The sequence below is a fragment of the Pedobacter caeni genome (assembly GCF_900129215.1).
GTDB classification, from domain to species: Bacteria; Bacteroidota; Bacteroidia; order Sphingobacteriales; family Sphingobacteriaceae; genus Pedobacter; species Pedobacter caeni.
Genome location: NZ_FQUQ01000002.1, coordinates 697630 through 710367, shown reverse-complemented (window position 1 = coordinate 710367; position 12738 = coordinate 697630). Strand labels below are relative to the sequence as shown.

Here is a 12738-nt window from a genome sequence, read left to right as displayed (position 1 = left end):
TTAAATAAAAATCATGGCACTAATTTTAATACGCATAGGGTTGTTCTGCCTCATTCCCGTAGGAATCTTTGTTTTGATCAAAACACTTGGCATGACAAAAAAGATCTTTAACGGAAACGTCATCCTGGAAATTCCCTTTACGCAAAAGGAGGCTACCTTTCAGGTTCCTCAGAATGGGCTTTATGCCGTATGGCAGAAAGGCCAGTTGTTTAGAAAAACACCTGTTGATCAATTCGAAATACAGATTATCCGGGAGAGTGATGGAGCTGTAGTCTCGCTTAGCCCTTCTTTTATGCGGCCAAACACCAGCAATTTCGATACAGGTAAGATGGAGATGAAAAGATTTTCAGCAGAAAGTGGCAGCTATAAACTCATCCTCAGAGATGGCTCAGGCATTTCCTCATTCGAAAAAGGCCTTTCTGATCTTATTCCCGCTAAGGAAGTAGACTACAACAAATATTTCATCCAGGTCAGGGAAACAGGGCCGGCATATCAGATGCTGCTCGCTATTCCACTTTTCCTCCTCTCGGGATTTATGATTATCGGAGGATTTGTATTGGGGCTTCTTGCGCCACAAATATTTGTATAAAGGGTTATAAAATGACCTTTTTAACTTTCATACGCTTATAAAAATAATCAGAAAGGACAATCAGGGAAACAGCGATCAGGATCAGCAATACCCCAAAGACCAGGTTTTTAGTGATCACTTCATTAAAGGCTAAAACCCCTACTGCTACCGCAACAACAGGCTCTAATGCTCCCAATATCGCTGTAGCAGTAGAACCTACATATTGTACCGCAAATACCATAGCTACACAGGAGAGCGCTGTAGCGAGTAAAGAGAGCAGCGTCAGGTCCAGTACGGCAACAGTATCCGGCAATGGAGCCAATCCGCCTGTAATCTGTGTTTTTATCAGAAAAAACACCGCACTTACCGCCATCACATACATGGTCAGCTTATACCCCGATATATACTGTACTTTTGATTTATTGACTACTACAATATAAACAGCATAACTCAATGCCGATAACAGAATCGTTCCGATTCCCAGCGGATTCAGGCTCACCCCATTATCCCCTTTGTACAAAAGCGATATTCCCGAAAAGGCAATCAGAATGGCGGCCAGGGTAATCATGTTTATTTTTTCTTTGAAAAAAACGGCCATCAATAGCGCAACAAATACCGGATAAAGAAACAAAATCGTGGAAGCTGTGCCCACCCCCAGATAGTCATAACTGATAAACAGATATTGTGCTGACACGGCATACAATACACCTAGAATCAGCAATAACATCAGTTCTCTTTTTGTGATCATAAAAGATTCTTTTTTGAAAGCCATCCAAAGCGCTACGAATAAAGATGCAGCAGCAAAGCGGTAACACAAAACAGTATCGTGTGAGAGTCCTTTTTGCCCAAGGGGCAAAGCAAATAAGGGAATGAGGCCAAACGTAGCAGAGGAAATACATGCCCAGAAATAGCCTTTGATTTTATGGTTCATCAAAAGAAAACTTAAACAAGAAAAATCTATCCGTAATAACAGATATAGGCAACATCTGCATCGCAGGATACGCCAAAAGAAACACCGGCAACTACATCGAATTCCTGCTGACTGGTATACGTTACCCAATCATTACCTGGCAATCTGACATTCATGCTGCCCGAGATCACAATCATTTTTTCGGCTGAGGAAGTAGAGAACTCATAAACACCCTTTTTCATCACTCCAAGAGTGGCTTTTCCTTTTTCTGTTTCCAGTCCCAGGCTCTGTACTTTCCCCTCAAAATAAACATTATGCGACACCAGATTGTCTGTATTATTCATGATTTTTTACTTGTTGCTTCTTATTGTGTGATCAAAAATAGCACATTTTTTTATACTCCATCCGGTGTTTTCACAGAAATCTGGCAATCGTCTTATTTTTTCTGAGGAGATAGGTTAAGCCCCAGCTTAGCACTACAGAAATCACGAAAGTGAGGATAAATTTAACGACTACCGGAAAATCAACATCCAGTAAAAGGAACTGGCACCAGATCACAAAAATATAGTGGAGCAGATAAATACCATAAGCGTTTTCAGAGAGGGCCTGCCAGTGTTCATTTGCACGGTTAAACAGTTTCCTGAACAAGGCGATAAAGGCCATACTACTGAGTGTGCAGGACAATGTCCAGATAGAGCGGTAAATCAATGTGGCCTGAAATTCAGTCAATTGTTTTTGCTCATAACTGGCAGTAAGGGGTGCTTCTGCTAATTTTAACAGAACATAGGTCAAAACACTCCCCATTACCCAAAAAGGCCACCTTTTCATCAGGAGGCCATCCTTTTTGAATAAACCAAAGTCTATACCCGGACTGCCAATCACCACGCCTGTTAAGAAATAGGTAAAATAAAGTAACACCCTGCTTACCTGAAAATCGAAGGGGCCAAAGCCTGTCCAGGTTCCTGCACCTGCCCAAAACATCAGTGGCATATAAGTGATCCATGTTAACAAATACCAGAAGAGGAAAACCTTGAATGGCTGGTTGGCCCAACTGGCTAGCTTTTGTCCCAGTTTGCTCATGAAAGAACCAATAAGCGGGAATAAAAGCGCAATGATGATATTGAAAGAAAACAGCACCCAAATAAACCATGGCGGCCCTACCGGCCATGCTTCCACCGTAAAGAAGTCGACCACATAGTCCCTTAAGTTGAAATTTCCATGGGCAAGGTAATAAGCGGGGTAATGCGCCAGCAACATGAGCACAGTAACGCCAACAAAGAATGGGATCAATAACCTGTAAAACCGATCTTTAATAAAGACCAGTACTCCTTTTTTCCTCAGACTACCGATCACAAACACCCCTCCGATGAGGAACATTAAAGACATAAAGAAAATGTCATTAAAATCTTCGAAATAATCCATTCCTTTCCAGCGCAGTACATCCACTACTGGATGTGTCGAGCTGATGTAAGCATCTTTATTAAAACTGGCAAAAGTTGTATAAGCCAAAGAAGCATGATGCGCAACCACTAAAATGGTTACAAAACCACGTAGATAATCTATCCATGGGGTACGGGGGTAATTTGTTGCTGGCATACTGACTAAATATACACAACCTATCATATAGCAACGTAATAAATTAAAAATCCGCGGGTCCCATCCAGGCATCTGCGGATTTTCATTAATTCGATAAAGTAGATACCCCTATCTCCTTAACTAACTAACCTATCATATTCCATTATGATAAAAACTTGATGAGTTTAATTCATCATATCAAATAAAGCATAATTATGGTTAGAAAGATTTAGTTTTTTTGTCAAAACATTAAGTGCAATTGTCAGTTTTTCAGGTACCATATTTTCCCGTTCTTTGTTTCCATGACGGTCAGCTTCTCTTCGTTCACCAGATTTGCAAGGAAAGCTTCTGCCTCATTTACAGAAAGATCTGAAATAACCGACAGCTCTTTATTTGTCAGTGTAGGATAAACAGAGAACAGATATTCCCAACCCTTTGCCTGCGGAGCTTTTTTAGATTTGGCGCCTGGCAACAATGTTTCAATTGCAGCTTCGTAAACCTGATATGGTTTTACACCGTATACTTTTTCGGGATTGCCTTTTGCATCGATGAAAAACAAGGTTGGAAATCCTCTGACATTCCAATAGCCCGCCAACTGTAGGTCTTCCTGAAAATATTGCTTTGCATCACCATCAAAGTCCTGTTTCAGTCTTACCGGATCAAGTCCTGTTGCTATTGCGGCTGCCAGCAGGTGCTCCCATTTACTGATGTTCTTTTTCTCCAGAAAGACCATTTCTTTTATCCTTCTTAAAAATAGTAATGCTTTCTCCTGATCCTGTAGCTGTGCGGCTTTAAATGCAATAGAAGGTGGATAGGAAGAATCCAGCGGGTCCTCTAACCAGACATCACCATCAATAGGCATTTCGTAATGTAAACTAACTTCATCCCAATGTGAAGCCACATCTGCAGGCTTACTGATTCCTCCACTATTGTAAGACCAGTCTGGCAAAAGTCCGCCCATCCGGTATTCAATGTCAATTACTTCTCCGTACTCCATCTTTAATTTCCGCAATTGTGGTTCAATCCCCCAGCAGGAAGAACAGATAGGATCGGTAAAGTAAATTACCCGTATAGCTTTGTCTGATGCCTTAGGCAAAGCTTTTTCATTTTCAGCTGAAAGGCCAGGGACTTCACAGACCCCTGTTTCCGGATCACACTTTAAAGGATTACTCATCTTCTTTTTTTTAATTCAACAGCAAAGCTATCCAGATCGGATAAGCCCTGCAATAAGTCAGAAAAACATGACTACCTTAAAGGTTAAAAATCAGGTCTTATAATCCTTCAAGTTGCTGAAAAACGCTGATCATTAAAGTTCCTCTTTCAGACAGGATATATTCCACATGAAGAGGCTTCAGTTGAATTACATTTCTTTCCAGCAGGCCTTCTTCCTCCAGTTCTTTCAAGGCCACCGCTACAGCCTGTTTATTTGAACCTTCTAGCTGACGGACCAGGCTGTTAAAACGTAATGGCCCGTTTAGGGCCAATTTGAAGATCTGGGGTTTCCATTTACCGGATAACATTTTCAGTAGTTTTGAAGCCGGACAATTATTGCCGTTGATGTCGTTATTGTCTGTGGTCATATTTTCTATTTCCGGTTCATTAAAGTTCGGTAACCTTCAGATTCCTGAAATGAATTTCAGCACCCTCCGATTCCATACAAAGGTGGCCTTTCTTTACGGTCGACTTGCTGATGCCATTTACAAACTTGCCATTTACCGATAATTTGATCATTCCATCCACACAGACCACCTTATAAGTATTCCATTCGCCTTTTCCTTTACATCTGTTTTCTATGGATTTACTCCGCTCCCCTCTGGGATTATCAGGGACGGTTACCACACCACCAACCCCAAACAACTCCCCATGTACATAAGCTATCGGAGGTTTTACTCCATCCGTCATGTTCAGGTTTGGCCAGTCCAGTTCCAGCATCTGTACTTCTACCCCACCAGGCAAACGGTTTTTGTCATCAGTTTTCGCATCACTCCATACAAATATGCCTGAGTTCCCTCCGGACTCCATATGTTTCCACTCCACTTCGAGGACGAAGTTTTCATATAGTTTCTCTGACCGCATGACCCCTATAGGTTTTCCTGAACAAATCAGCAGGTCTTTTTCCTTTCTCCAGGTTTCGGGTTCCGTATTTACATTGATCCAGTTGATGGCCTTCCCCTTATTATTCCCCAGCATTGTTTCCTTACCATATTGCAGAAGTATGGATTGTGCATACGACATAGAAGTACACATCAGTACAGCTGCAAAGGCCATACCGATCCCCATTAATGTTTTCCTCATTAAATTATGTTTATGATTGATGGCTAATTAGATTCCCCTGGTTACTCCCGGTAAAGCTACCGGTTGATTTTCCCATTTCAGGTCCCAGTTGTATTCGTCGATCTTTGGTCCCAAAACAAGTTCTGAGTTCAAAGCCTGCTCAAAGCTGATCGTTTGTCCGCTGTAGGCAGCCATCCGTCCCCAGATCGCCAGTAAGGTACTATGGGTCATATACTCACCGTTATTTATTGGTTTTCCATTTCTGATCGCTGCAAAAAGCTCATCGTGCTGAACCTGATACATGTTTTTCTTTTCGCCATCGTACTTCCAGTTGTTTTTCCCGTTGATCTCGTATTTCATACCCACATTTACAAAGGCACTGCCATCTGTTCCGAGCACATCAACAGTATTTCGGTGTGAAGTCCCCTCCTGCTGCCTGCAAAAATGAAATCCTTTTGCCCCGTTCGCATATTCAAATTCCACCGCAAAATGATCATAGATGTTTCCGTAAATCTCATTTACACGCACTTGTCTGCCGCCTGTTCCGGTAGCTCTTACCGGCATTTTATCACCCATCGCCCATGACATCATATCCAGGCTATGTACAGCCTGTTCTACAATAAAATCACCGGAAAGCCAGTTTTGATAATGCCAGTTCCTCAATTTAAAAGTCAGGTCGTTCCAATCGGGCTTGCGGGGATTGGACCAGTTTCCTGAGCCATTTCTAAAGGTAGAGATCGTCCTGATTTCACCTACCTCACCATTTAACACCCGGTTAAACACCGCCCTGGTTGGCAGGTCATACCTGAAACAAAAACCAGATACCAGCGACAAGTTCTTTTCCTGTGCTTTCTTAGCCGCAGCAAGAACTTTACGGATTCCGGGAGCATCTACTGCCACTGGCTTTTCACAAAACACATGTTTTCCGGCATCAATTGCTGCGGTCAGCTGGTCTGGTCTGAATGCCGGAGGTGTAGTCAGCAATACCACATCCACACCAGAATCAATTACCTTTTGGTAGGCATCAAAACCGATAAACTTTCTTTTTTTATCCACCTTCACCCTTTTCGCATCAATAATGGTCAGGGAAGCAAAGGCTTCTTCAAGTCTGTCTTCAAAAATATCGCCCATCGCAGTAATCACTACATCCGGATCAGCAGCGAGCGCTTGCGCTGCTGCGCCGGTACCACGTCCGCCACAGCCTATTAATCCCACCTTAATGGTTGATTTTGCAGAGCTGAATAATGGATTGGAAAAACCAGTCTGGTAAGCAAGCGTACTACCTAACATCACTATACCCGACTTTTTTAAAAACGATCTTCGATCAGTTGAGTTTAAATCATTAGTTTTTTTCATCATATTTAGGTTTCATTTGGTTCATCAGCTGGACGGTGTCATTCCAGAAGATATTTTCTAATTTAAGAATTTTATTGTTCTTATTTAAGAAGATCGTAACCAGTTCATTTGGATGAATTAAAAAAATTACAATTAACATGGCAAAGAACAAGACCATTCAGACTACACAAAGTGTAAATGAGTTTATTGAAAAGGTAATTGATCCGGTAAAGCGACAAGACAGTTATGCCCTGGTTGAACTGATGGAAAAACAGACCGGATTTCCTGCAAAAATGTGGGGACCATCCATTATCGGTTTTGGAAGTTATCATTATAAATATGAGAGCGGCCATGAAGGCGATGCACCATTGGCCGGATTCTCGCCGCGAAGTGCTGCCATCACATTGTATGTAGGTTGCGACTTTGAAATAAAAGAAGAGTTCCTGAAACAACTTGGAAAATATAAAATGAGCAAGGCCTGCATTTACATTAAAAAACTGGCAGATATTGATCCCACAGTTTTATCAAAAATGATTGATCATTCGATCGTTCTGACTAAAGAAAAATATCCGGAAAATCAGAAGTAAAACAGCCGTTATTCTCCTCTTCATGTTAAGATAGGTTTACTTTTAAACATTAAAGACTACTAAATTAGTAGTCTTTAATGTTTAATCCTTATGTTTGCAATTAATTGCCTGTAATCAGGCTCCAGGCAATTAATTGCAAACATATTTATAGAACATGCGCTTTAAAAAAACAATTCAACAGCTTCTTGAAGAACAAACTTCGACAAATGAAAAAGGATTAAAACGGTCATTAGGTCCTTTTAATCTGGTCGCCCTGGGGATCGGAGCCATTGTAGGTGCCGGAATCTTCTCACTTACCGGAATCGTAGCCTCCGAAAATGCAGGGCCAGCAGTCATCCTATCCTTCGTTCTTGCAGGTATTGCCTGTGCTTTTTGTGCGCTTTGTTATGCAGAATATGCTTCTATGATTCCTGTAGCCGGATCAGCATATACCTATACCTACGCTACCCTGGGCGAATTTATGGCCTGGATCATTGGCTGGGATTTAGTGTTGGAATATGCATTGGCTTCGGCAACGGTAGCGGTCAGCTGGTCCAGTTATGCCGTAAAACTGCTGACACAATTTCACATCAATATACCGGTGGAATTAACCGCCTCTCCATTCGATCCTATCAAACTTGCAGACGGAACAACAACCAAAGCTGGGATCATTAACCTTCCTGCGGTATTCATCGTTGCCTTGCTCTCCCTCGTTCTGGTAAAGGGAACAAAAGAATCAGCAACGATTAACAACCTGCTCGTGATTCTAAAAATCAGCGTGATCATCTTATTCATTGCCCTTGGCTGGTCGTTCATCAATCCGGAACATTATACCCCATTTATTCCTGAGAACACAGGCGAGTTCGGACATTTCGGCTGGTCAGGGATTATCAGAGGGGCAGCAGTTGTTTTCTTTGGATTTATTGGTTTCGATGCAGTTTCTACTGCTGCTCAGGAAGCTAAAAATCCACAGAAAGATATGCCCATAGGCATCATTGGTTCCTTATTGGTGGCTACAGTACTCTACGTAGCCTTCTCCTATGTCATGACAGGTCTTGTGCCTTATACTGCATTTAAGAACGATGCCAGTCCTGCTGCCACAGCATTTGCAGTAACTGGATATCATTTTTTAAACAGCGCCCTGATCATAGCCATACTTGCCGGATATACTTCCGTAATTCTGGTGATGCTGATGGGACAATCCCGTGTTTTTTACAGCATGTCTAAAGATGGGTTATTACCTGCATTCTTCAGTCATGTTCACCCACGCTTTAAAACACCCTGGAAAAGCAATTTATTCTTTCTTGTTTTTGTGAGTCTTCTGGCAGGTTTAGTACCCATTTCAGATCTGGGGCACATGGTGAGTATCGGAACCTTATTTGCTTTTTCATTGGTTGCATTAGGCGTCATCATTTTAAGAAAAACGAATCCGGAGATCCCGAGATCGTTCAAAGTCCCCTTTGTTCCATTGATCCCAATATTAGGGATCGGAGTGTGTCTGTTTTTAATGACGGGTTTGCCAATTGAAAGCTGGGAACGCTTATTTATATGGATGGCTATCGGGATTGTTTTCTACTTTTTATATAGCAAAAAGCATAGTAAACTGAGGAACAAAAAGTACTAAATGCTTTTTTCTTTATCGATGAATCTTGAGATAACCTCTCCGTTTTTATCATGCTCAACATGTATCAATAGTTTTCCTGATTCAGCCCAGAATTTATAACTATCATACATCCTGTTGTATTTGGTATAATATTGCTCCTTTACCTGTCCATTTGCATAATAGTCAGCCTGCATGCCATCTGTATATCCATTCCTAAATTCAGCCAGTCCTCTCAAATCTCCATTTGGATATAAATCTACAATTGCGCCCGTAAAAGGTTCCCCTTTATAATTGTACATATTCCCACCTCCCGCGTCAATTCCTGCATACTCCAAATCGGGATCATTTTCATTTACTCTTATCATCCTATCCTTGTTTTATAAACTCACCCCATTCTTCTAAAATACATTTAAAATCTTCCATCGGAATTGTTAAATGATCAGCAATTGTTACGCTGGGATAATGCAACCAAATTTCCTCCATATACAAATCAGAGGATGGATAATCGTCATAGGCAAGTCCGTTCATTGCCTTGTTCAATTCATCAAGCAGATATTCTACGTGCTCTGTATCCAGCCAATCTAGAAAGTACAAGCAGGTATATTGATGAAGTTGTTTAGAAATACACTGAGGTCTTCTACCTATAATCCCAGGAGTAGAAATATAACTGAAAGTCAATCCGTACTCCGTACTTTTCGATACATAATCCGGATCGAAATTCTTAACTTTCTCAATCAGCTTCATTTGGGCTTCAATCCCCTCCAGGTTGATCTCCTTCTTCCAATTGTCTTTTTTCTTAACGAACTTCAACCAATTGTTATGATACTTAGCTGCGAGATCGGTCTGATTTATTTTATCCAGATAAGTTAAAGCTTCCATGGCTTCCCGTTGGTCAAACCAAAGGTCTGGTTTTAACAAGTAATAATCCAGATAACGCTCTAAATAATCAATGCCTTCAGGGGTATTAAACGAAGCTAAAGTATAGGCATAGACTTTACCGGCATAAGTCAGTTCACTTTTTAAAAAGTGAGTTCCAATCACATCAGTCAAGTCTTTAAATCCCTTAATGGCAGCAAAAAAAGCACCTGTTTGTCTGGTTCGCCAATCAAAATCGCCTAATAATTTTAACACGATTTCATAACTGATCTGATCCCTGACCTCAATTAATTGATCAACAAGAACCTGATTGGTTCCGCCAATATTCATATAAAACGGTGCACACCATTTATCCCTGAATTCCGGGGATAAATCCTCTTCATTTTTGTAGGAATGCAGGTCTTCAAAAGGTGTTTTATGTATAAAACCTCCGCCGGCAACATGCCGTTTTAATTGTTCGTATAAATTACCCATAAATCAGGATAAATATAATGAAGATAATTAAGTTGTCTTCCTCAGGATTTAAAACTCATCACCGGAACGGATTCTACATTTTTATCCATTTCTAATACGATCACCGTATCATTCTCATCAGGCAATTGCAAGGGCACTGTAATTGTAATCTGATCCGCCTTAACTTTAAAAGCTGTTGGTTTTGCACCATCAAGGAAGTAAGCTTTCTTCACTGTAGCACCGGGTACAGCGGCTATTGTAATTTCAGCCCCCTGATTTTTAAACAGGTGCAGGTAAATCTTGTTTCCTTTTCTTGTTGCTGCCATCAGGCTATCAGGTTTGTAGGGCCCGCCTTTGGTTGCATATATTGCTGCTCCGTTTTTATTTAACCAGGCACCCATCTCTTTTAAACGATCCACCTGTCTCGCTTCTATTCTTCCATCCATCATTGGGCCTACATTAAACAGCAGATTTCCGTTTCCACCAGCAGTGCTTGCCAGGGTCTGTAAACACTCTTTTAAAGATTTCATTTTATCATTCGGTTTCCATGCCCATTGCTGACAAATCGTGATGCAGCTCTCCCATGGATAATCCATATTCATTGCCCCCACCTCTTGTTCCGGAGTAGCAAAATCTGCAAGGGTAGAAGACAGCATCACCTTATGTGATCCTCCACTGGCTTCCTTAGTATCCAGCCTGTTGTTGATGAGCACATTAGGATCCAGCTTTTTGATGGCATTATAAACTTCTGTTGAATGTTCAGACGTCCATTCTTTATCCCAATTGGCATCAAACCAAAGCATATAAGGTTTATAATTCTGAATCAATTCTTTCAGTTCATTTTTCATTCTGGATACAAACCTGTTCATATTTGCCGATTTGTTAGGCGTTGTAGCCGGGTACAGTACAGCCCAGTCAGGATCATGCCAATCGGCAACCGTAAAGTAAATACAAAATTTGAGGTCGTACTTTTTACAGGCTTTTGCCAGCTCTCCTACGATGTCTTTTTTATAGGGAGAGTTCATGATGTTGTAATCCGAATATGCCGTAGGCCATAAACAAAATCCATCATGGTGCTTAGAAGTGATCGTTAAATACTTCATTCCGGCATCCTTGGCCGTTTTTGCCCATTTATCGGCGTCAAACAATAAAGGATTAAACTCTTTGTATAAATTATCATATTCGACTGTCGCAACGGAAGTACTCCTTGACCAGCCGATTTCAGTTCCCCGAAGGCTAACCGGCCCCCAGTGGATAAACATTCCGAAACGTTTGTCCATAAAACCTTCCACTACTTTTTTATCAGTACGGATGGTTGGCGCCTGCGCAAATGCCAGACCCGACATGCACATAAAAACAAGGGTTAGAAGAGTGGTGTATTTTTTCATTAGAATATGTTTGTTTTTTAGCGGTTATGAAGCGATCATAAGCATGTTCGCCGCTTCTTGTAAGCGGTATGCTGATGATGGTTTCATCTGGTTATATTTTGGTTCATTGGTGTGATACTAAATTAGGTTTAAGCCGATAGAGAAAGAATAGAGAATGTCATGAATATACTGGACTATCCCACTAAAAAATAACCATTCAAAAAACATGGCCTGGTAAATCTGAAAAAAACAGAAAAACCCTGTTGTTTTCAGATTAAAAACAATAAGTTTATCCGCCAAATAAACCGATATGAAGATCAATAAGAAAAAACGTGATGGTTTTAGCGGGGAAAAACTGATCAGTCTGCCCGAGTTTCTGTACGACAGGAAACCGAAAGATGATTTCTTCTTAAACTCCCTGTACATCAGCCATATTGGTTATTTCCCCAAAGCCGCCGGGCATTACCGGAACAGGCCAAAAGGCTGTACAGACAACATTCTCATTTACTGTACAGATGGCAAAGGCTGGTTCAGTATCAACAATGAAAAGCATGAAGTTTCGGCCAATCAATTCTTCATTATCCCGGCAACGGATCAAGCTTTGCGTTACGCTTCGGACCTGACTGATCCATGGACAATATACTGGGTACACTTTACCGGAAGCAAATTATCCAGTCTCAATGAATCCCTGTCTATTAAAAGCCTGATCAGTCCAAAAACAATCCCCTTTGATGAACACAGAATCAAACTCTGGGAAATGATCTACAGCTGTCTGGAAAAAGGATATAGTGATGAAAACCTAAGCTATGCCAATTTAAGTCTCTATTACCTCATTGCCAACTTCCTCTTTCCTCAAAAAAATGTGGAGCTGAGCCAAACCACCAGCGAAGACATTTCGGATCGTGTCATTGAATACCTGAAAAACAACATTTCAGCCAGGTTAACGGTTCCCGACATTGCCGCGAAGTTTGCTTATTCCCCCTCACATTTTCAAAACCTGTTTAGAACAAAGACAGGAATATCTCCGATTGATTACTTCATTCATTTAAAAATACAACGCGCCTGTCAACTGCTCGCCTTATCCGATTTGCGGATAAAAGAAGTTGCCGCAGCTGTTGGTTATGCGGATGCTTTTTACTTCTCCCGCCTGTTTCATAAAATCATGGGCAGCTCACCCGTAGATTATAAGAGTAAAAACAGGATTTAGGCTC

14 protein-coding genes are annotated in these 12738 nt (G+C 41.2%); 4 read left to right on the top strand and 10 right to left on the bottom strand.

The window, feature by feature from the left end; all coding sequences use genetic code 11:
- Positions 1-13: 13 nt before the first annotated feature.
- Positions 14-589 carry a hypothetical protein gene (locus tag BUC20_RS10415; protein ID WP_073230622.1) on the top strand — a complete coding sequence of 192 codons (576 nt, stop codon included), beginning with the start codon at positions 14-16 and terminating at the stop codon, positions 587-589.
- Between the two features lie 4 nt (positions 590-593).
- Here the strand turns inward: BUC20_RS10415 and BUC20_RS10410 are convergent, their stop codons facing one another.
- The 7 genes from BUC20_RS10410 to BUC20_RS10380 form a co-directional block, all read right to left on the bottom strand.
- Positions 594-1499, bottom strand: a complete 906-nt coding sequence (locus tag BUC20_RS10410) for a DMT family transporter (RefSeq protein ID WP_073230620.1) — start codon at positions 1497-1499, stop codon at positions 594-596.
- 26 nt (positions 1500-1525) lie between these two features.
- Entirely contained in the window at positions 1526-1822 is a 297-nt protein-coding gene (gene ppnP / locus BUC20_RS10405) for a pyrimidine/purine nucleoside phosphorylase (RefSeq protein ID WP_073230619.1), read from the bottom strand.
- Between the two features lie 70 nt (positions 1823-1892).
- Positions 1893-3074 carry an acyltransferase family protein gene (locus BUC20_RS10400; RefSeq protein ID WP_073230617.1) on the bottom strand — a complete coding sequence of 394 codons (1182 nt, stop codon included), beginning with the start codon at positions 3072-3074 and terminating at the stop codon, positions 1893-1895.
- A 241-nt stretch (positions 3075-3315) separates the two neighbouring features.
- Complete coding sequence (locus BUC20_RS10395; protein ID WP_073230615.1) at positions 3316-4227, bottom strand: ClpXP adapter SpxH family protein; 912 nt, start codon at positions 4225-4227, stop codon at positions 3316-3318.
- Between the two features lie 97 nt (positions 4228-4324).
- On the bottom strand, positions 4325-4633 hold the full coding sequence (locus tag BUC20_RS10390) for a winged helix-turn-helix transcriptional regulator (protein ID WP_073230613.1): 309 nt from the start codon (positions 4631-4633) through the stop codon (positions 4325-4327).
- 19 nt (positions 4634-4652) lie between these two features.
- On the bottom strand, positions 4653-5348 hold the full coding sequence (locus tag BUC20_RS10385; protein ID WP_073230611.1) for a 3-keto-disaccharide hydrolase: 696 nt from the start codon (positions 5346-5348) through the stop codon (positions 4653-4655).
- A gap of 27 nt (positions 5349-5375) precedes the next feature.
- Positions 5376-6617, bottom strand: a complete 1242-nt coding sequence (locus BUC20_RS10380; RefSeq protein ID WP_234994495.1) for a Gfo/Idh/MocA family protein — start codon at positions 6615-6617, stop codon at positions 5376-5378.
- 203 nt (positions 6618-6820) lie between these two features.
- Between BUC20_RS10380 and BUC20_RS10375 the strand changes: the two genes are divergently transcribed.
- Together BUC20_RS10375 and BUC20_RS10370 are read left to right on the top strand one after the other, a co-directional pair.
- Positions 6821-7249 carry a DUF1801 domain-containing protein gene (locus tag BUC20_RS10375; RefSeq protein WP_073230608.1) on the top strand — a complete coding sequence of 143 codons (429 nt, stop codon included), beginning with the start codon at positions 6821-6823 and terminating at the stop codon, positions 7247-7249.
- Between the two features lie 154 nt (positions 7250-7403).
- Positions 7404-8852, top strand: coding sequence for an amino acid permease (locus tag BUC20_RS10370; protein ID WP_073230606.1), 1449 nt, complete (start codon positions 7404-7406; stop codon positions 8850-8852).
- On the opposite strand, the gene BUC20_RS10365 is transcribed toward BUC20_RS10370, so the two are convergent.
- The 3 genes from BUC20_RS10365 to BUC20_RS10355 are packed head-to-tail and all read right to left on the bottom strand — an operon-like array spanning position 8849 to position 11548.
- Positions 8849-9196, bottom strand: a complete 348-nt coding sequence (locus tag BUC20_RS10365) for a toxin-antitoxin system YwqK family antitoxin (RefSeq protein ID WP_073230605.1) — start codon at positions 9194-9196, stop codon at positions 8849-8851. The genes BUC20_RS10370 and BUC20_RS10365 overlap by 4 nt on opposite strands.
- Position 9197: 1 nt before the next feature.
- Complete coding sequence (locus BUC20_RS10360) at positions 9198-10181, bottom strand: DUF6000 family protein (RefSeq protein ID WP_073230603.1); 984 nt, start codon at positions 10179-10181, stop codon at positions 9198-9200.
- Positions 10182-10222: 41 nt separating this feature from the next.
- Positions 10223-11548, bottom strand: coding sequence for an alpha-L-fucosidase (locus BUC20_RS10355; RefSeq protein ID WP_084528742.1), 1326 nt, complete (start codon positions 11546-11548; stop codon positions 10223-10225).
- A 289-nt stretch (positions 11549-11837) separates the two neighbouring features.
- On the opposite strand from BUC20_RS10355, the gene BUC20_RS10345 reads away from it, so the two are divergent.
- A complete protein-coding gene (locus BUC20_RS10345) occupies positions 11838-12734 on the top strand; it encodes an AraC family transcriptional regulator (protein ID WP_073230598.1) in 897 nt (298 codons plus the stop codon).
- The last annotated feature ends 4 nt before the right edge of the window (positions 12735-12738 follow it).

What these genes read in the sequence shown, in the direction of transcription:
- ppnP (WP_073230619.1), bottom strand. Translation starts at nt 1,822, where the DNA reads ATGAATAATACAGACAATCTGGTGTCGCATAATGTTTATTTTGAGGGG.
- BUC20_RS10345 (WP_073230598.1), top strand. Translation starts at nt 11,838, where the DNA reads ATGAAGATCAATAAGAAAAAACGTGATGGTTTTAGCGGGGAAAAACTG.
- BUC20_RS10395 (WP_073230615.1), bottom strand. Translation starts at nt 4,227, where the DNA reads ATGAGTAATCCTTTAAAGTGTGATCCGGAAACAGGGGTCTGTGAAGTC.
- BUC20_RS10415 (WP_073230622.1), top strand. Translation starts at nt 14, where the DNA reads ATGGCACTAATTTTAATACGCATAGGGTTGTTCTGCCTCATTCCCGTA.
- BUC20_RS10400 (WP_073230617.1), bottom strand. Translation starts at nt 3,074, where the DNA reads ATGCCAGCAACAAATTACCCCCGTACCCCATGGATAGATTATCTACGT.
- BUC20_RS10355 (WP_084528742.1), bottom strand. Translation starts at nt 11,548, where the DNA reads ATGAAAAAATACACCACTCTTCTAACCCTTGTTTTTATGTGCATGTCG.
- BUC20_RS10375 (WP_073230608.1), top strand. Translation starts at nt 6,821, where the DNA reads ATGGCAAAGAACAAGACCATTCAGACTACACAAAGTGTAAATGAGTTT.
- BUC20_RS10370 (WP_073230606.1), top strand. Translation starts at nt 7,404, where the DNA reads ATGCGCTTTAAAAAAACAATTCAACAGCTTCTTGAAGAACAAACTTCG.
- BUC20_RS10385 (WP_073230611.1), bottom strand. Translation starts at nt 5,348, where the DNA reads ATGAGGAAAACATTAATGGGGATCGGTATGGCCTTTGCAGCTGTACTG.
- BUC20_RS10360 (WP_073230603.1), bottom strand. Translation starts at nt 10,181, where the DNA reads ATGGGTAATTTATACGAACAATTAAAACGGCATGTTGCCGGCGGAGGT.
- BUC20_RS10380 (WP_234994495.1), bottom strand. Translation starts at nt 6,617, where the DNA reads ATGTTAGGTAGTACGCTTGCTTACCAGACTGGTTTTTCCAATCCATTA.
- BUC20_RS10365 (WP_073230605.1), bottom strand. Translation starts at nt 9,196, where the DNA reads ATGATAAGAGTAAATGAAAATGATCCCGATTTGGAGTATGCAGGAATT.
- BUC20_RS10410 (WP_073230620.1), bottom strand. Translation starts at nt 1,499, where the DNA reads ATGAACCATAAAATCAAAGGCTATTTCTGGGCATGTATTTCCTCTGCT.
- BUC20_RS10390 (WP_073230613.1), bottom strand. Translation starts at nt 4,633, where the DNA reads ATGACCACAGACAATAACGACATCAACGGCAATAATTGTCCGGCTTCA.